20 protein-coding genes are annotated in these 17317 nt (G+C 68.0%); 13 read left to right on the plus strand and 7 right to left on the minus strand.

What is annotated here, in order from left to right:
- Positions 1-59: 59 nt before the first annotated feature.
- From ACFOES_RS07550 to ACFOES_RS07580, 7 genes are read left to right on the plus strand one after another with little or no spacing between them, the layout of a single operon-like run.
- Positions 60-476 carry an RrF2 family transcriptional regulator gene (locus ACFOES_RS07550; protein WP_377832591.1) on the plus strand — a complete coding sequence of 139 codons (417 nt, stop codon included), beginning with the start codon at positions 60-62 and terminating at the stop codon, positions 474-476.
- 18 nt (positions 477-494) lie between these two features.
- Positions 495-2138: a cytochrome-c oxidase, cbb3-type subunit I gene (ccoN, locus tag ACFOES_RS07555; protein WP_377832592.1), complete on the plus strand. Its 1644-nt coding sequence runs from the start codon at positions 495-497 to the stop codon at positions 2136-2138.
- Positions 2139-2141: 3 nt separating this feature from the next.
- Entirely contained in the window at positions 2142-2870 is a 729-nt protein-coding gene (gene ccoO / locus ACFOES_RS07560; protein ID WP_377832593.1) for a cytochrome-c oxidase, cbb3-type subunit II, read from the plus strand.
- Positions 2867-3043 carry a cbb3-type cytochrome c oxidase subunit 3 gene (locus ACFOES_RS07565; RefSeq protein WP_377832594.1) on the plus strand — a complete coding sequence of 59 codons (177 nt, stop codon included), beginning with the start codon at positions 2867-2869 and terminating at the stop codon, positions 3041-3043. The genes ccoO and ACFOES_RS07565 overlap by 4 nt, the downstream gene beginning before the upstream one ends.
- Positions 3040-3930: a cytochrome-c oxidase, cbb3-type subunit III gene (ccoP, locus tag ACFOES_RS07570; RefSeq protein ID WP_377832595.1), complete on the plus strand. Its 891-nt coding sequence runs from the start codon at positions 3040-3042 to the stop codon at positions 3928-3930. The genes ACFOES_RS07565 and ccoP overlap by 4 nt, the downstream gene beginning before the upstream one ends.
- Complete coding sequence (locus tag ACFOES_RS07575; RefSeq protein ID WP_377832596.1) at positions 3927-4088, plus strand: hypothetical protein; 162 nt, start codon at positions 3927-3929, stop codon at positions 4086-4088. Before ccoP ends, ACFOES_RS07575 begins: the two co-directional genes overlap by 4 nt.
- Positions 4089-4098: 10 nt before the next feature.
- Entirely contained in the window at positions 4099-4893 is a 795-nt protein-coding gene (locus ACFOES_RS07580) for a DUF2189 domain-containing protein (protein WP_377832597.1), read from the plus strand.
- Between the two features lie 80 nt (positions 4894-4973).
- Here ACFOES_RS07580 and ACFOES_RS07585 read toward each other — a convergent pair whose 3' ends face one another.
- Positions 4974-5669 (minus strand): FadR/GntR family transcriptional regulator, encoded by a 696-nt coding sequence (locus tag ACFOES_RS07585; RefSeq protein ID WP_377832598.1) that lies wholly within the window; start codon positions 5667-5669, stop codon positions 4974-4976.
- Positions 5670-5751: 82 nt separating this feature from the next.
- On the opposite strand from ACFOES_RS07585, the gene ACFOES_RS07590 reads away from it, so the two are divergent.
- Positions 5752-6501, plus strand: a complete 750-nt coding sequence (locus ACFOES_RS07590) for a sulfite exporter TauE/SafE family protein (protein WP_377832599.1) — start codon at positions 5752-5754, stop codon at positions 6499-6501.
- Between the two features lie 122 nt (positions 6502-6623).
- Here the strand turns inward: ACFOES_RS07590 and ACFOES_RS07595 are convergent, their stop codons facing one another.
- The 6 genes from ACFOES_RS07595 to ACFOES_RS07620 all read right to left on the minus strand — a co-directional run bounded on the left by ACFOES_RS07595 (position 6624) and on the right by ACFOES_RS07620 (position 12176).
- Positions 6624-7334 (minus strand): ABC transporter ATP-binding protein, encoded by a 711-nt coding sequence (locus tag ACFOES_RS07595; RefSeq protein WP_377832600.1) that lies wholly within the window; start codon positions 7332-7334, stop codon positions 6624-6626.
- Between the two features lies 1 nt (position 7335).
- Positions 7336-8541 carry an ABC transporter permease gene (locus ACFOES_RS07600; RefSeq protein ID WP_377832601.1) on the minus strand — a complete coding sequence of 402 codons (1206 nt, stop codon included), beginning with the start codon at positions 8539-8541 and terminating at the stop codon, positions 7336-7338.
- The gene (locus ACFOES_RS07605; RefSeq protein ID WP_377832602.1) at positions 8538-9659 is read right to left on the minus strand and encodes an efflux RND transporter periplasmic adaptor subunit; all 1122 of its coding nucleotides are present in this window, start codon (positions 9657-9659) and stop codon (positions 8538-8540) included. Before ACFOES_RS07605 ends, ACFOES_RS07600 begins: the two co-directional genes overlap by 4 nt.
- 177 nt (positions 9660-9836) lie before the next feature.
- Positions 9837-10223, minus strand: a complete 387-nt coding sequence (locus ACFOES_RS07610) for a hypothetical protein (RefSeq protein ID WP_377832603.1) — start codon at positions 10221-10223, stop codon at positions 9837-9839.
- Position 10224: 1 nt separating this feature from the next.
- On the minus strand, positions 10225-10827 hold the full coding sequence (locus tag ACFOES_RS07615; RefSeq protein WP_377832604.1) for a TetR/AcrR family transcriptional regulator: 603 nt from the start codon (positions 10825-10827) through the stop codon (positions 10225-10227).
- Positions 10828-11453: 626 nt separating this feature from the next.
- Positions 11454-12176, minus strand: a complete 723-nt coding sequence (locus ACFOES_RS07620; protein WP_377832605.1) for a Crp/Fnr family transcriptional regulator — start codon at positions 12174-12176, stop codon at positions 11454-11456.
- A gap of 159 nt (positions 12177-12335) precedes the next feature.
- On the opposite strand from ACFOES_RS07620, the gene ACFOES_RS07625 reads away from it, so the two are divergent.
- The 5 genes from ACFOES_RS07625 (at position 12336) to ACFOES_RS07645 (ending at position 17276) form a co-directional block, all read left to right on the plus strand.
- Complete coding sequence (locus ACFOES_RS07625) at positions 12336-13352, plus strand: TRAP transporter substrate-binding protein (RefSeq protein WP_377832606.1); 1017 nt, start codon at positions 12336-12338, stop codon at positions 13350-13352.
- A gap of 67 nt (positions 13353-13419) precedes the next feature.
- The gene (locus tag ACFOES_RS07630; RefSeq protein ID WP_377832607.1) at positions 13420-15135 is read left to right on the plus strand and encodes a thiamine pyrophosphate-binding protein; all 1716 of its coding nucleotides are present in this window, start codon (positions 13420-13422) and stop codon (positions 15133-15135) included.
- Positions 15135-15476, plus strand: coding sequence for a hydroxyisourate hydrolase (locus tag ACFOES_RS07635; RefSeq protein WP_377832608.1), 342 nt, complete (start codon positions 15135-15137; stop codon positions 15474-15476). Before ACFOES_RS07630 ends, ACFOES_RS07635 begins: the two co-directional genes overlap by 1 nt.
- Before the next feature lie 40 nt (positions 15477-15516).
- Positions 15517-16020, plus strand: coding sequence for a TRAP transporter small permease (locus ACFOES_RS07640; RefSeq protein WP_377832609.1), 504 nt, complete (start codon positions 15517-15519; stop codon positions 16018-16020).
- The gene (locus tag ACFOES_RS07645; RefSeq protein WP_377832610.1) at positions 16017-17276 is read left to right on the plus strand and encodes a TRAP transporter large permease; all 1260 of its coding nucleotides are present in this window, start codon (positions 16017-16019) and stop codon (positions 17274-17276) included. Before ACFOES_RS07640 ends, ACFOES_RS07645 begins: the two co-directional genes overlap by 4 nt.
- The last annotated feature ends 41 nt before the right edge of the window (positions 17277-17317 follow it).

Raw genomic sequence — 17317 nt, forward strand, 5'->3', positions numbered from 1 at the left:
ATCTGGTCTATGCTGATAAATAGGTATTGTAAATACCGATTTAGGAAAGCGAGCCCGACATGCGCCTGACCTCCTTCACCGACTACGGCCTCAGGATGCTGATGTGCATGGCCAGCGCCCCTGACCGCGCCTTCTCGACTGTCGAGTTGGCCAAGGAATTCGGCTTGTCGCGCAACCACTTGAGCAAGATCGTCCAGAAGCTGACCCAAGGCGGCTACATCGTCACGCGGCGTGGCATCGGCGGTGGTGCTGCCCTTGCCCGCGCGCCCGAAGACATCCGGCTCGGCGACCTGGTGCGCCTGCTGGAAGAGGGGCAGGCGCTTGTCGAATGCTTCGCCGAAGGCGGGGGCGATTGCACCATCGACGGCTGTTGCCGGCTCAAGGGAAGGCTGCGCCGCGCCGAGGCGGCGTTCCTCGCCGATCTCGACCGCTCGACCCTCGCCGACATCGCGCTGCCGCAGTTCAAAGCCGCCTGAAACAGATCGGAACACCTGATGATCACGTCTCTCAGCCTCGAAGAGCGCCGGATCGCGCTCTTTCTGGCCGCCGCGCTCGCCCTGCTGGGATGGGCGATGGCGGCCCTCGCCCGGCACGGCGTCATGGCCGTTCACGGGGCAATGGCCGGCACGCTGGGGCTTGCCCTCGTCTTCGCCATCGGCGGCGCGCTCTACGATCCGGCCCCCGGTCCGGAGCGTCTTGGTCGCTACTACGACGCCCCGACGCGGTTCGGCATCGGGGCCACCCTCGTCTGGGCGCTGGTCGGCATGGCGGTCGGCGTCTGGGTCGCGGCGTTGCTGTTCTGGCCCGAGGCGACGCCCAAGCTGCCCTGGACGAGCTTCGGACGGCTGCGGCCGGTCCACACGACCGGGGTGATCTTCGGCTTCGGCGGCAACGCATTGATCGCCACCTCGTTCTACGTGCTGCAACGCACCTCTCGGGCGCGGCTGGCCGACTCGATCAGCCCCTGGGTCGTGCTGATCGGCTACAACCTGTTCTGCGTCTGGGCGACCACCGGCTACCTGATGGGCAGCACCCAGTCGAAAGAGTATGCCGAAGCGGAATGGTATGCAGACCTCTGGCTCGTGCTGGTCTGGATCACCTATTTCGCGCTCTACATCCGCACGCTGGCGCGCCGCAACGAGCCGCATATCTACGTCGCCAACTGGTATTACCTGGCCTTCATCCTGGTGGTGGCGATGCTGCACATCGTCGACAACCTGGCCCTGCCGGTCAGCTTCACGGCGGCGAAGAGCTTCACCATCTGGTCGGGCGTCCAGGATGCGATGGTCCAGTGGTGGTATGGCCACAACGCCGTCGCCTTCTTCCTGACCTCCGGCTTTCTCGGCATGCTCTACTACTTCCTGCCGGTGCGCTCGGGGCGGCCGATTTGGTCCTACCGGCTCTCGATCGTCAGCTTCTGGGGGATCGTCTTCTTCTACATCTGGGTCGGCTCCCACCACCTGCATTACACCGCCCTGCCCTACTGGGTGCAGACATTGGGCATGACTTTCTCGGTGATGCTGCTGGTGCCGTCCTGGGCCTCGGCCGGCAATGCCATCGCCACGCTCAACGGCGCCTGGCACAAGGTGCGCGACGACGCCACGCTGCGCTTCATGTTCGTGGCGGCGGTCTTCTACGGCCTGTCGACCTTCGAGGGCTCCTTCCTTGCGATCCGGCCGGTCAACGCGTTGTCGCATTACACCGACTGGACGGTGGGGCACGTGCATTCGGGCACGCTGGGCTGGGTCGCGATGATCATCTTCGGCGCGCTCTACACGCTGGTGCCGAAGCTTGCCGGCCGCGAGACCATGGTCTGGCCGCGGGCGATCGAATGGCATTTCTGGCTCGCGATCGCGGGAACGCTGATCTACGTCGTCTCGATGTGGAACGCCGGCATCACCCAGGGGCTGATGTGGCGCAGCTATGCCGCGAACGGCACGCTGGCCTACAGCTTCCTGCAATCGGTGCAGGCGATGGCGCCCTATTACCTGCTGCGCACCATCGGCGGCGCGCTCTACCTGACCGGCACGGTGATCTGCGCCCTCAACTGCCGCGCCACGATGCGCGCGGCTTCTTCCCCGGTCGCGGGCCATGATCGCCCCCTGGCCACGGCACCGGCACTGGCACCGGCGGAGTGATCCATGCTCAGACTGCACTACAATCTCGAGAAGCTGTCGATGGCGCTGGTTGCTACGATCATTCTGGCGGCCTCGGTCGGCGGCCTGGTCGAGATCGCGCCGCTGTTCACCATCGCCGACACGGTGAAGATGCCCGCCGATCTGCGGCCCTACACGCCGCTGGAGCTTGCCGGGCGCGAGATCTTCATCCGCGAGGGCTGCTACGCCTGCCACAGCCAGATGATCCGCAGTCTCGGCGACGAGCTCGACCGCTACGGCCCCTATTCGCTGGCGGCCGAGTCGGCCTACGACCACCCGATGCTGTGGGGCTCCAAGCGGACCGGACCCGATCTTGCCCGGGTCGGCGGCAAGTATTCGGACGCCTGGCATGTCGCCCACCTGACCGAGCCGCGCGACGTCGTGCCGGCTTCGATCATGCCCGCCTATCCCTGGCTGCTGCGCCCCCTCGACACGGGCCAGTTGAGCGCGATGCTCGCCACCCTGGCCAGGCTCGGCGTGCCCTATGACAAGGCGATGATCGCCAATGCCGAGCGCGACGCGCTGGCCCAGAGCCGCCCCGACAGCGACGGCGCCGAGGCCGTCCAGCTTCGCTACGGCAAACGCGTCGTCCTGCGCGCCTTCGACGGCAACCCGGCAGAGCTGACCGAGATGGACGCGCTGGTCGCCTATCTGCAGGCGCTCGGCACCCTGACACAGGTGGCCTACGGCACGCAGCGCGGGGACCCGTCGTGACCCACGAAACGCTTGTCTATATCGCAAAGACCTTCGGCCTGCTCTGGATGATGGCCTTTTTCGTGGTCGTCCTGCTGCGCGCCTACCGGCCCGGGGCGCGCGCGCGCCATGACCGGGCGGCGCGGTCGATCCTGGTCGAGGCGGCAATTCCCCAGCCGGAGGACCCCAGATGACCCGAGACCGCCCAAACGCGCACGGCGCCGGCGAAATCGATCCGGTGACCGGCTACGAAACCACCGGGCATGTCTGGAACGGCATTCGCGAGCTCAACACGCCCTTCCCGCGCATCGTCATCTGGGCGCTGGCGCTCACCTTCACCTATGCGGTGATCGCCTGGGTGCTGCTGCCGGCCTGGCCCCTGGGACGGACCCACACCAAGGGTGTCCTGGGACTCGATCAGGGCGCTGCGGCCGTTGCCGGCTATCACGAGCTCGCGGCGCGGCGGCAGGATTGGCTGACGCGCTTCGCCACGCCGGACTTCGCCGCGCTGCAGGCCGATACCGGGCTGATGCGCCTTGCCATGCCCGCCGCCGCCCGGCTCTTTGCCGACAACTGCGCCGCCTGCCACGGCCCCCGGGCGACGGGCGGGCCGGGCTTTCCCGACCTGGCCGACAGCACCTGGCTCTGGGGCGGCGACCCTAAGACGGTGGCCGAGACGGTGCGTCTGGGCATCAATGGCACCGACCCCGACACTCGCTTCGCCCAGATGCCCAGCTTCGACTGGGTCGACCACTCCGAACGCCGGAAGCTCGCGGCCTATGTCGCCGCGCTTCCCGGCGGTCACAGCGATCCGGACAGTCCCGAAGCGGCCTTCTTTTCCGAGAACTGCGCCGCCTGCCACGGCGAGGGCGGCACGGGAGGGCTGGGCAGTGGCGCCCCGTCGCTGACCGACCGATCGGTGATCTATGGCCAGGACATCAGCACCGTGGAGCGGACCTTGAAGACGGGGCGACAGGGGGTCATGCCGTCGTGGAACCGGCGGCTTTCCGAGGAACAGATCAACCTGCTGGCGCTCTATGTCAGCCGCCTGTCCGCCACCGCGTCGCAGGGGCGGGAATGACCGCCCGCGCGCAGATACGCCTCGCCCTCCTCGGGGCGCTGGCAGGCGCCTCCCTGTTCGTCGCCGCGAATGTCCATCTGATCGTCAGGGCGGTTCAAAGCCAGCCGGCCTGCACCGCGACCGAAGCCGGGCCGATGCCGGCCCAACGTGCCTGTTGAAAGGACCGACATGCTCGAACCGCTGCCGACCCTGCGCCCGCCCCTGCGCCCGCCGTCCGCCCTGGGCCGAAACCTTCCCACGCGCACGGCACTTGCCTGGTTCGCCACCGGCTGGACCGATTTCCGCGACAGGCCGGGGCCGAGCCTGGCCTATGGCCTGGCCCTGCTCGCCCTGTCCTACGGGGTGCTCGCGGCACTCTGGAGAACGGGCCTGCTGTTCCTGGCGCTGCCGTCCCTCGCCGGCTTCCTGATCGTCGGGCCGTTCCTGGCGGTCGGGCTCTACGAGAAAAGCCGCCGCCGCGCTGCGGGACAGACGACAACGCTGGGAAAGATGCTGCTGATCCGCCCCCGCGCCGGCGGACAGCTCGCCCATGCCGGCCTCCTGCTGTGCCTGCTGGTCTTGTTCTGGCTCCGCGCCGCGGATCTTCTCTACGCGCTGTTCTTCGGTCTCGCCCCGGTTCCGGGCGCCGAGGCCGCGCTGCTCGACGTGCTGACGACGCCGCGCGGATGGCTCCTGGTCGTGACCGGCACCGGGGTCGGCGCGCTTTTCGCCGCCTTCGCCTTCGCGACCAGCGTGTTCGCGATCCCGATGCTCGCTTTCGAAAGGCGCGATGCCCTGACGGCGCTGGGTCTGAGCTTCGCCATGACCGCCCGGAACCTGCGGGTGATGCTGGCCTGGGGCGCGATTGTCGCCGCCGGCTTGGCGCTCTCGGCACTCGGCGGCCTGGTTCCGCTCGCCGTCCTGTTTCCCGTCCTCGGCCATGGAACCTGGCACGCCTACAAGGCCATCCGGATGACGGATTGAAGGCTTTCGCCTGTTCGCACCACCGGTGAGCAACGCCGCGCGGCAGCGGAAACAGAGAGGCCCCGGGGCCAAGGTCCGGCTCAGGCGGAGGGCTGCCCGCCCGAGATCGCCGCGTCGATCGTTTCGAGATGTCGGCGCATCGCCGCCTCGGCCGCCGCCGCATCGCGCCGTGCAATGGCCGCGACGACCTCAGCGTGCTGGTCGCTGTGCAGCCCGGTGAACTCGGTCACCCCGATCCGCCGATAGGTGCGATCCCACTCGCGCTGCCAGGCGGCACGGCGGCGGGCGTCGGAGAGATAGGACAGCAAGGCGCCGAGCACGGGATTCCGTGCCGCCCCGGCGACGGCGCCGTGAAAGGCGCTGTCGGCCTGTTCGCAGCCGGCACGGTCCCGTGCCGTCCGCCCGGCCGACACACAGTGCTCCAGCAGGCCGATGTCGTCGGCTCCGGCCCGGCGGGCTGCGGCCGCCGCGACCTGCGGTTCGAGCAGCAACCGGGCGTCCATCAAGTCGCGCGGCGAGGTCGCCTCGATCAGGAGCCGATCGCGCAGCGGCCGTCCGGCCGGGCGGCGGCCGAGGAAGGTGCCCTGGCCGACATGGCGCCAGATCTCGCCCTCGGCCTCGAGCCTGTCGAGCGCCGCGCGCAGGGTCTCGCGGCTGCAGCCGATCCGGCTCGCCAGGCGGCGCTCGGCGGGTAGCCGGTCGCCGACCGAAAGCCCCTCCGCCTCGATCCAGGCCCGCAATCGGACCAGCGCGTCGTCTTTGCTGCTGCGCGTCACATCCGCCCCATGTTCAGACCAATTTGCAGACCAATGCCCGGGTCTACCAGAAGGCGCAATCCGATTCAGACAGGGGGCCTCCATGTTCTCGACATTCGCCATCCTCGCTGCCGGCTTCGCGGCCGGCATCCTCAACGCCGTCGCCGGCGGCGGCACCTTCCTGACCTTCCCGGCCCTGGTCTGGGCCGGGGCCCCGCCGGTCTCTGCCAATGCCACCGCGACGCTCTCGGCCCTGCCCGGCTACCTGTCCAGCGCCTGGGCCTTTCGCCACCATGTCCGGGCCGAGGGGGCATTGACGCTGGTCTCGGTCATGCTCTGCGCGTGCCTGGGCGGGTTGCTCGGCGCCGGCCTGCTGCTGCTGACCCCGGGCAAGGCCTTCTCGGCCCTGGTGCCCTGGCTCCTGCTGCTGGCGACCGCCGCCTTCGCGGCCGGACCCTTCCTGCTGGCCTTGCTGCGGCGGCGCGGCGTGCCAGCCGCCGGCCCGGCGGTCTCCGCCGCGGCGCTGGTCGCGGTCTCGCTCTACGGCGGCTATTTCAACGGCGGGCTGGGGATCATGCTGCTCGCCGTCTTCGGACTGCTCGGGTTCAGCGACCTGCACGGGATGAACGGGTTGAAGAACCTGCTTTCGGCGGTCCTGTCGATCGTCGCGGTGGTCACCTACATCACTGCCGGGCTGATCTCGTGGCCGGCGGCCTTGCTGATGGCGCCGGCCACGACCGCCGGCGGCTATCTCGGCGCATGGCTGGCGCGGCGGATCCCGGACATGCGCCTGCTGCGCGGCGGCATCACGGCGATCGGCGTGGCGATGACCGTGGCCTTCTTCCTGATCTGAAGCCAACATGTCCTGTGCTGCATGCGGCACGACACCGCCGGGCGCCGGGGCCCGGCGAGGATGGCGTGACAACGATGAAGGAAGACTTCGATGATGCCGTCGCACCCGAGCTTCGGTTCCTGCTATGCGATTGCCCGGCCCTCCCCCACCTCCTCGTGGGTCACGCCGTCGCGGATGTGATAGATGCGCTTGAAGGTCGGGATGATCTTCTCGTCATGGGTGACGACGACGATCGCGGTTTCGAACTGCCGGGCCATCTGATTGAGGATACGCATCACCGCCATCGCCCGCTGGCTGTCGAGCGGCGCAGTCGGCTCGTCCGCCAGGATCACCGGCGGACGGTTGACGAGTCCGCGGGCGATGGCGACGCGTTGCTGTTCACCGCCCGAAAGCTGCGACGGCATCGCCCGCGCGCGGTGGCGGACGTCGAGCGCCTCGAGCAGGTCGAGGGCACGGCGCCGCGCCTCGGCGTTGGGCGCGCCGGCCAGCATCGGCAGAAGCGCCACGTTGTCGGTGACGTCGAGAAACGGGATCAGATAGGGCGCCTGGAAGACGAAGCCGATCTTGTCGCGCCGCAAGGCCCGCAGGTCGCGCACCTGCCAGCCGTCCGCGTAGATCACCTCGTCGCCCAGCGTCATGCGCCCCGCCGTCGGGTCGATCACGGCGCCGAGGCACTTGAGCAACGTGCTCTTGCCAGATCCGGACGGGCCGATCAGGCCAACCACCTCGCCCGGCTCGACCCGCATGTCGACGCCCTTGAGCGCGTCGACCGCGGTGTCGCCCGCCCCGTAGCGTTTGCGCAGCCCTTCGATATGGATGCCGTTGCCGCCCATCTCAGCCCCCGATCGCCTCGGCCGGATCGACCTGCAGCGCCACCCGGATGGCGATGACGCTGGCCAGCGCGCAGATCGCCATGACCACGAAGAAGCCGGCGAGACTGTCCCCCGGGATCAGCAGAACGTATTTCGGGAAGATCGGCGCCGCGAAGGTCGCGGTGATCTTTCCGACCGAGAAGCCGATCGCACCCAGGGCCAGCGCCTGCTGAAGGATCATCGTCGCGATGGTGCGGTTGCGCGTCCCGATCAGCTTGAGCACCGCGATCTCGCGGATCTTGTCCATCGTCAGGGTGTAGATGATGAAGGCGACGATGGCGGCGCTGACCACCGCGAGGATCACCAGGAACATCCCGATCTGGCGCGACGAGGTCGAGATCAGCTTGCCGACCAGGATCTCCTCCATCTGGGCCCGGGTGTAGACGGTCAGCCGCTTCCAGCGCCGGATCTCGGCGGCAACCCGGTCGGGATCGGCGCCCCGGTCGAGGCGGACGAGAACCGCGTTGACATAGGTGTTGCTGGTCTGGCTCGCCTGCACCGCGTCCAGCAGGCCGGGCACGGTAGGACGGTTGAACACCGGGTTCGCCTCGGTCCGGCGCCGGTTCTGCCAGATCGCGTCGTTATCCTTGAGGAATTGCGCCTCCTGCGCATCCTTGAGCGGGATGAAGATCATCGGATCGCCGGCCGAAGAGACCACCCGGCGGGTGAGACCGACGACGTCGTAATCGTTGCGACGGATCCGGATCTTCGCGCCCAGTTGGAACCCCGTCGAGATGTCGGCCACGGCCTCGTAATGACCCCGGGTGATCTGGCGCCCGGCGATCAGGTAGGGCGGCCAGCCAGGCGATCCGCCGACACCGCCCGGCGCGATGCCGACGATCATCGCGCGCACGTCGCGCGCTCCGCTGCGCACCTGCATCGTCAGGTAGGTCACGTTCGCCGCCGCGGCCACGCCCGGCACGGCCAGCACAGAGCGGTAGAGATCGTCGGGAAGGCTCGACGGTTCCGCATAGGGGCCAAGCGTGTCGCGCTGGACGACCCAGACATCGGCACCGCTGTTGTCGAGCAGCGCCTTGCCGTCGTCGACCATGCCGCGGTAGACGCCAGCCATCGTCAGGGTCACGCCGATCAACAGGCCAAGGCCGACGCCGGTGAAGACGAACTTGCCCCAGGAATGGAAGATGTCGCGGCCGGCGAGGCTGATCATGGCCGTCCCCCAGGCAGGGCATCGACGATATGGATGCGGCTTTGCGGACCCAGCGCCCTCTCGCTGTAGACGACCACCCGGTCGCCCGCGCCGACTCCGTCGAGCAACTGGACATTGCCCTCCAGATCGCTTGCCCCGGGAGTGACCGCGACGAAGTGCGGCGCACCGTCGACGAGGCGCCAGACGCCGGTTGCGCCGTCGTGCTGCCTGAGGGCAGCATTCGGCACGACCGGCGCGGCCGGCAAGCCGGGCAATTCAATGGTGACCTCGGCCAATTCCCCCAGCGGCGGAAGTTGCGCGGGCGGCGTGTCGAAGACCACCTTCGCCAGCAACTCCTCGGTGACCGGATCGGCCCGGGGCTCGACCCGCAGAACCTTGCCGGCGAAGGCCTGATCGCGGCGCGAACGAAGAACGATCCGCGCCGGCAGGTCTGCCCTCAACCCACCCGCGGCAACCTGGTCGACGCGGACATTCACCCACAGGCTGGCGGGATCGACGATCTCGATCACGCTCTGACCGGCGCCAACGGCCATCCCCGGATCCGCCGCGCGCCCCGTCACGATCCCGTCGGCCGGAGCCAGGAGCCGCAGGTTGTCGGCCTGAGCGGACAGCGCGCGGAGGTTGGCCCGGGCCTGGACCAATTCGGCCTGGACCTGAGCCAGCCCCGCCTCGGCACGCCGCAACTCCTGGCGACGGGTCGCCAGTTTCTCTTCGCTGGTCGTATGCGCGGCGAACAGGCGCTCGTAGCGCCTCGCCTCGACCGAGGCGAATTCGCGCCGGGTCTTCGCCTCCTGCAGCGCCGCCTCGGCCCGTCGCACCGTGGCCGCCTGCGCGGCCAGCCGATCCGGCAGATCGACCTGGGCCATTTCGGCCACGAGCTGCCCGGCGAAGACCCGATCGCCGACATCGACAGCGATCTGCGCGACACGCCCGGCCTGGGTGGGGCCGATCTTGTAGACGCGGCGCGCCTCGATGGTGCCGATCCCGAACAGGGCCGGCCGGATCGGACGCGCCGCGACCGTCGCCTCCGTCGCCGCGACCGGCGCAAGCGGCCCCGAGCGGAGCGCGACATAGGCCAGAAGCACGGCCAGCGCCCCGAGGACGAGGATCAGTGTCACTTTTCGGCGCCGCAAAGACGAAGTGGTCATGTCAATCTCTCGGTTACGTCCATAGGGGTGGTTCGCCCGAAGGTGCTTCACTGTTAGTTATTGCTCACTAACTATTTGTGACGCGCCGCCATGTCAATGGTCGGGAACTCCCGGAGGGGGACTTTCATCGGATCGGCGGGACCGCGCTCAGTCGGCGCGAGGCACTGCCCTTCCGCGGCGCGCGACGATCGCGGCGACCGCCCAGAACGCCGTCCGCAACAGCATCGCGCCGAGCGTGCGCATCTCGTAGGCACGGCCGGCGAGCATATGCAGGCCGAAGGCGCCGAAGACCGCCGCCGTCGCGACGAAAAGAGCCAGCGCCATCGGTGCTGCCCAGGGGCGGCGGCGCCACAGGCCCAGACCGGCCAGGACATAGGCAAAGCCGGCGAGGAAGTTGAACCAGAGCACGAAGGGAACCACCGCCCCCATATCCGCGCCGCCGAACAAGGCCCGGCCGCCAGAAGCGACCGTCAGGACACCGAAAAGCATCGCGAGGACGCCGGTGATGCTGGTGATCCCCCGACCTGCCCGCATGTCAGTGCCCGTCCGCTTCGAACATGGCGAGCTGACGGTCGAGCAGCCGCATTCCCTCATCGACCAGCGCCATGCTGCGCGCGCCCAGGCCCCAGCGCAGCGCCAGGCCCTGCACCAGCGACGTCAGGAAGGTCGCGGCATCTTCCGGGGTCAGATCACGCCGCAGCCCCCCTTCGGCCTGCCAATCGGAAAGAACCTGAACCAGATAACCCTGGTAGCGCATCAGCAGGGCATGGAAGGCGCCGCGGAGCTGCGGATTGTCGATGTTCAATTCTCGCGAGAACAGGATCAACGGAAGCGCCGGCATCGCCGCGATCTGCTGAAGCTGCGCCTGCACCAGGGCACGAAGCCGGCTTTGGGGATCGCCGTTGCTGCCCATCGCCGCTCTCCACGCGGCATCGAGCTTTTCCGTGATGCGCTCCGCCACCGCGATCCAGAGATCGGCCTTGGTCGCGAAATGACGAAAGATCGCCGGCTGACTCAGGCCCACCGCCCGGGCGACGTCGTTCGTCGTCAGCCGATCCGGCCCGATTTCATCGGCAAGACGCAGCACCGCCGCTACGATCTCGGCCTTCCGGTCCTCGGCTGACTTGCGCTTTTGCATGATTCACACGGTTTGTGAGTGCTTACTCGCTATCCATGACCAGCCGAAGTGTCAAGCCATGCACAAGAGGGAAACGGACGGAACGCCGTAGCGCCACTGATTTGAGCGGCGAGCTGAGACCCATCCTCCCTCTGGCCCACGGGGCGGAGAGCGTCGCTGTTGATTGATGAACCTTGCTGCCGGGAAGCACGGCTCTCATCAAGAGGCCGGTGCCATCTCCGTCGCGTCTCGGCATTTTCGCTGACCAGAGACCGCGAACTTGGGCAACCCTGTGTCGCCTTGAGCACAGCAGACGACCTTCCGCAGTTCACGGCAGTCTGATGCCGATGCCGTGCGGAACCTGCCAGCGGGAGTCTGTTGCCTGCAAATTCGGGGCCGGTCTCTCAATTTCTCGGCGCCAACGAGACCGCGACGGCATGGCCCCTTGAGCGGGAACAAGGTCGACCCGGACGGGCACGACAGCCGGCAGCGGGAACTCCCCAAGCATGAATTCGCGGAGCGTTGGTCAGAATTCTTCGAGGATGGCAAGGAGACCGCCTTCTTCGACGCGCGCATGCTCTCGAGGCGGCGCATCCCGTCGGCCCAGCTGGAGCAAATCTGGCCCGGGGAGGCTGGTGCCGGAGCCGCTATTCTTGCGCCACCAGCAACTCGAGCTTCCGAATTACGATCCGCCCGCCATCCGTGACAAGCAGGCCCTCGCGCTCAAAGGCCTTGAGGTGGAGGTTCGTTCTCTGGCGCGACAGGCCGATCATCGCGCCAAGCGAATCCTGGGTAAGCGGCAGATCGAGCAGGATCCCGGCCGGAACCTTCCGGCCATGTGTCGAGGCCAGTTCGACCAGCCGGTTCGCCAGGCGAAGGCGTGGCGAACCGATGGCGAAATTGTCGAGCATCGCGAAAGATTGCCGCAGCCGGGTGCAGAGTATCTGCAGCAGCGCCTCGCGCAGATCAGCATGGCGCTCCATCAACCTGCGCAGATCGGTTTCCCGGATCTGCAGGACGCAGAGCTCGGTGTCGGCAACCGCGTCATGGGGGCTCTCGGCGCCATCGAGGCAGGACAGCACCCCGTGAACGTCTCCGGCCTCCTGAATCGAGATGCGGTATTCCCGGCCATCTGGTGAAATCGAATAGGTGCGCAGCGTTCCCGAGAGGATGATCGCGACCTCGTTGCGGCGCTTCTCGCGCGTTGCGATCTGGCTGCCGCCGGGGAGCGTGACGACCCGGCCGGCCGCGACGATCGCGGCGATGGTTTCGGGGGAGAGGGCCGCAAGGGCAGTCGAACGCCGCAGAATCAGGTCGCGCACGGCCGCTGCCGGCCAGTCTGTCGGGTTCCGAGGCTGCTGCGCTGTCATCGTCGCACTTTCCGCGCCGCGCGGCGCGGTTGTCAAGCGACGCTCCCCGCCCGGGCCGGGCCCTGTCACTGTGGTGACAGACAGCCCTGTCCCGGCCCCCTACTGTGGCTGGAGTTCGAGGGCCACACCTGCGGCTCCCCGAAGACAGAGGGAGGAACCATGTCGAAACGAACCAAACTCCGCGCCGGGGTCACCGCGCTGATCGCCTCGGCTGCCCTGTTCGCCACGGCGCCCGTCGCCCCGGCGGCAACGGTCAGCCTGCGATTGGCCACCGCCGCGCCCGAGAAGTCGGTCTGGATGGGGATGCTGAAGGCATGGAAGACCCGGGTGGCCGACTTGTCGAAAGGCGATATCGACATCGAACTCTACCCCAGCGGCCAACTCGGCGCGATGGACGAGACCCTGTCGCAGATGCTGCGCGGGCGGCTCGACATCTATACCGGCTCGATCCCCTACCTGGCCTCGGTCGCGCCCGACCTCGGGGTCCTGGTTCTGCCCTATCTCTTCGATAGCGAAGCGCAGTCGGTCTGCGTTATGTCCAGGCTGGACGCCGCGACCAACGCGGCGCTGGACGGCAAGGGCGAGTTCATCGCCTTCATGCCGGTGGGCTGGATGAACATCTCGAGCACGACGCCGGTGCATGTGCCGTCCGACCTCGCCGGCCGCAAGATCCGCTCCAACCCGCTCAATGTCAGCAACATCCTGCTCAGGGCCTACGGCGCCAACCCGGTGCCGATCGCGCCCGCCGAGACCGCCTCGGCGCTGTCGACGGGCCTGGTCTCGGGCGGGGACAATGCGCTCGCCTTCTGGGCCTCGACCGGGCAGGCGCGGATCTCGAAATACTATCTCCAGGTCCATCACTACCTGAACACCTCGGCCATCGTGATCAGCGAGCGGAGCTGGAAGAAGCTCAGCCCCGACCAGCAGAAGATCCTGCACGATGCGGCCGATGCGATAGCCTATCCCAAGGTGCAGAAGATGCTCGACGGCTTCGAGAAGAAGGTGATCGCCAAGGTGACGGCGGCCGGGGCGGTCGTCTCGACCCCCACCCCCGAGCAGAAGGCGCTGTGGCGCAAGGCCGGGCAAGGCACCTGGGACGAGATCCTCAAGGACGCCAGCCCGTCCAAACGCGCCTATCTCGCCAAGATCGAGGCGTTGAAGGCTGACTGCAACTGAACCCGGCGCCCGCCGCGGCGGGCGCCGCCCGACATCACCGACAACCGACGGATGACACATGACTGAAATGACGAAGCTCCGCGGAGGGGCGTTGCTGGCGCGTGCGTTGAAGGAAAAGGGGGTCGAACATGTCTTCACCCTGTCAGGCGGTTTCTGCAACCCGGCCCTGGAAGGCATGATGGAATGCCAGTTGCCGGTGGTGAACTGTCCCCACGAGCAGGTGGCGGGCCACCTGGCCGACGGTCATACCAGGATCACCCGCAAGCCGGCGGTCTGCCTGGTCGGCCCCGAAGGCTTCGCCAACGCGGTGCCGGCGATGATGGAGGCCTGGGGCGAACGGGTGCCGATCATCTTCGTCACCTCCTCCTCGACGCTCAAGCGTCAGGGCGCCGGCGGCTTCAAGGAGATCGACGACGTCGCCATCGCCAAGCCGCTGACGAAATACTCGGTGCAGATCACCGACGGAGCACGGATCGGCGAATTCGTCGACCGGGCCTGGACGGCGGCCACGACCGGCTATCCCGGAGCGGTGCATCTGAGCCTGCCGGTCGACATCATGTTCTCGTCCTTCCCCGAGAATGCCGGCCGACAGGAGCGGCCCTTCGACCGGTCCGCCCGCCCGGTTCCGCGGGCATGGCCCGACCCGACGCAGCTCGGGCGCGTTCTCGACCTGCTGCGCGCGGCCGAACGGCCGGTCGTGGTCATCGGCCACGGCGTCTGGTGGTCGCGCGCCGAGACACGCCTGGCCGAGGTCGCCACCGCGCTGCGCCTGCCGATCTACAAGATGCCGGGCCATGGCAAGATGCTGCCCGAGGGCGCCGAGCCCTACATGGGGCTGGCAGATTTCCACCAGTATCCGCCGTCCAAACCCGCCATCCTTGGCTCCGACCTGGTGCTGATGATCGGTGGCCGGCTTGACAACCAGATGAGCTTTGGCAATCCGCCGTTCTTCCCGTCGGAAAGCCGGCTGGTCTGTGTCAACGGCAGCCACGAGGAGCTAGAGCTCAACGCCGCCGCGGATCTCCAGCTCCTGTCCGATCCCGCCACCTTCCTCGACGCGCTGGCCGGTCTCGGCCGGACCTGGCCCGAGTGGTTCGAGCGCCAGCGCGCGCTGCGCCGCGCCTGGGTCGGCGACTGGAAGGAGAAGATGCGCCCCGGGGTCGATGCCGGCACCGGCGCGGCGATCCATCCGCTGCAGCTCTCGCTCGACGTGCAGTCGGCGCTGGGGCCGAAGGACTGGCTGGTCTATGACGGCGGCAACACGCATTTCTGGGCCGAGATCGCGACCAATATCTCCGGCTGGGAGGGCCACCGGGTCGCGGGCACGCTGCACCCGGGCAGCTTCAGCCTGCTGGGGGTCGGGGTCTCCTTCGCCTTCGCCGCCAAGAATACCCACCCGGATGCCAATGTCGTGCTGATCTCGGGCGATGGCGCCTTCCTGTCGGGCGGCTTGTCGATCGAGACCTGTTTCCAGGAGGGGCTGCCGATCACCGTGGTGATCGACAATAACGGCGGTCTCGATTGCATCAGCCAGCAGCAGGAGCGGCTGTTCGCCGCCGGCACCCGTTTCGCCACCGATTTCCGCGACATCCCGTTCCACACCATGTTCGAGGGGCTGGGCGGTCACGGCGAGCTGGTGACGAGGCGCGAAGACATCCTTCCGGCGCTGGGCCGGGCGATGGCCAGCGGCAAGCCCGCCTGCGTCAACGTCAAGACCCGCGGCGTGATCACCCCGATCATTGCCGCGACCTCTGACAAGCGGGACAAGGCGTCGATCGAATAATGGCTGTTCTGACCACTCACGTGCTCAACGGTGTCGAGGGCATCCATGCCGAGGGCGTTGCCGTCACCCTGCGCCATATCGCCAGCGGACGGGTGCTGTTCCGGGATAGGACCGATGCCGCGGGCCGGTTGCAGCGCGAGGTGCCGGCGGCAGACCTTGCCGCCGGCGCGGAATATGACCTGGTCTTCGCGGTCGGGCCCTACTGGGCCGGGCGGGGGCGCGGCGATGTAGGGACGGTGCGCGAGTGCGTCTACCGCTTCCTGCTGCTTGACCCGGAGGTGCGGATGCATGTTCCGATCAACCTGTCGCCGCACAGCCACGCGCTGTGGTGGTCGGCCTGAGGAGCGCCGACCGGCGGACCGGTCAGGGGGAGGAGAAGCGATGGAACGATTGGCGGCGGCGCTGCTGCGCACGATCACCGGGCTCGAGCGCTGGGTGCTGATCCTGGGCTACGTGTTGATGACAGGCCTGCTGTTGCTCGACACGCTGGGGCGCGAGTTCTTCGGGGCCGGCCTGTTCGGGGCGAATATCTACGCCACCAACGCGCTGATCTACGCGGCGATGGCGGGCTTCGGCCTCGCCACCGCCTCGGGCCGGCACCTGCGGCCGCGCTTCGCCGACGGCCTGGTGCCCGCCGTCTGGGAGCCCGCGGTGCGCCGCGCCGGGCAACTCGTCTCGGGCCTGATCCTGACGGTGATCGCGGCGACGGCGGTTCAGTTCGTCGTCGAGACCTTCAGCTACGGAGAGCGCAACCAGGTGACCGGCCTGGCGCTCTGGCCGATCCAGCTGGCCTTGCCGCTGGGCTTCGCCTTCAGCGCGCTGCGGCACTTCTGTTACGCGCTGTGGCCGTCGCTGGCGCCCGTTGAGGGGAGCGCCGACGAATGACGGCCGCGCTGCTGATCGTGGGCCTGCTGGGCCTCTTGCTGCTGCGGATCAACCTCGTGCTGATCCTGATGGCCGCCGCCGTCTACGCCCATCTCGTCTGGGGCGACGGCCAGATCGCCTATTTCGTCGAGGACGTCTGGGCCTCGATGGATCGCGAGCTGCTTCTGGCCGTGCCGCTCTTCGTCCTTGTCGGCCAGATCATGGGGCAGGGTGAGATCGCCCGCCGCCTGATCGGGATCATCGTCGAACTGACCCGCCCCTTTCCCGGCGGGCTGGCGATGGCGACAGTGCTGTCCTGCGCCGCCTTCTCGTCGATCTCGGGCTCGTCGATCGTGACCATGCTGGCGGTCGGCACGGTGCTCTACCCGGCGCTGCTCGAAAACGGCTATTCCCGGCGCTTCGCCATCGGCGCGCTCTGTGCCGGCGGCACGCTTGGCATCGTCATTCCGCCGTCGATGCCGATGATCCTCTACGGCATCGTCACCGAGAGCTCGATCACTGACCTCTTCGTCGCCGGCATCGGACCGGGGCTCTTGCTGACCGGGCTGTTCACCCTCTACGCGGTGCTGGCCAACCGCAGCAAGCCGCGCGGCCGGTTCAGCGCGCGCGCCCTTGGCCGGGCGCTGCGCCAGGGGGGCTGGGCCGTCCTGCTGCCGGTGATCCTGCTCGGCGGCATCTATTCGGGCTACTTCTCGCCGACCGAGGCCGCAGCCGTCGCGATCCTCTACGCCGTGCTCGTCGAGAGCTTCATCTATCGCGAGCTCGGCCCGCGCGACTACGTCGAGACCTGCGTGGATGCCGGCAAGCTGCTGGGCGCGTTGTTCCCGCTGATCGCGGTGGCGGTCAGCATCAACCTGCTGCTGACGGTGAACCGGGTCCCCGAACAACTGGTCGCGCTGGCGCTGGCCCATGTCCATGACAGCACGGTCTTCATCCTCGCGGTGAACGCCCTGCTGCTGGTGATGGGGTGCTTCATGGATACCAGCTCGGCCATCGTGATCGCCGCGCCGCTGCTCCAGCCCCTGGCCCAGAGCTACGGTTTCTCGACCACGCAGCTCGGGATCATCATGGTCCTCAACCTCGAGATCGGCATCCTGACCCCGCCGCTCGGCATGAACCTTATCGTCGCGATGTCGGCCTTCGGAGAGCGGTTCGGGTTCATCTGCCGAGCGGTGCTGCCCTGGATCGTGATGATGCTGCTTTCCCTGCTCGCCGTCACCTTCCTGCCCTGGATCGCCCTGGGCCTGCTGCACTGACGCGGCCTGTCGCAAGAAGCCCCGGGCCATTGCCGCTCAAG

The organism is Acidimangrovimonas pyrenivorans (assembly GCF_042643245.1).
Classification (GTDB): Bacteria; Pseudomonadota; Alphaproteobacteria; order Rhodobacterales; family Rhodobacteraceae; genus Acidimangrovimonas; species Acidimangrovimonas pyrenivorans.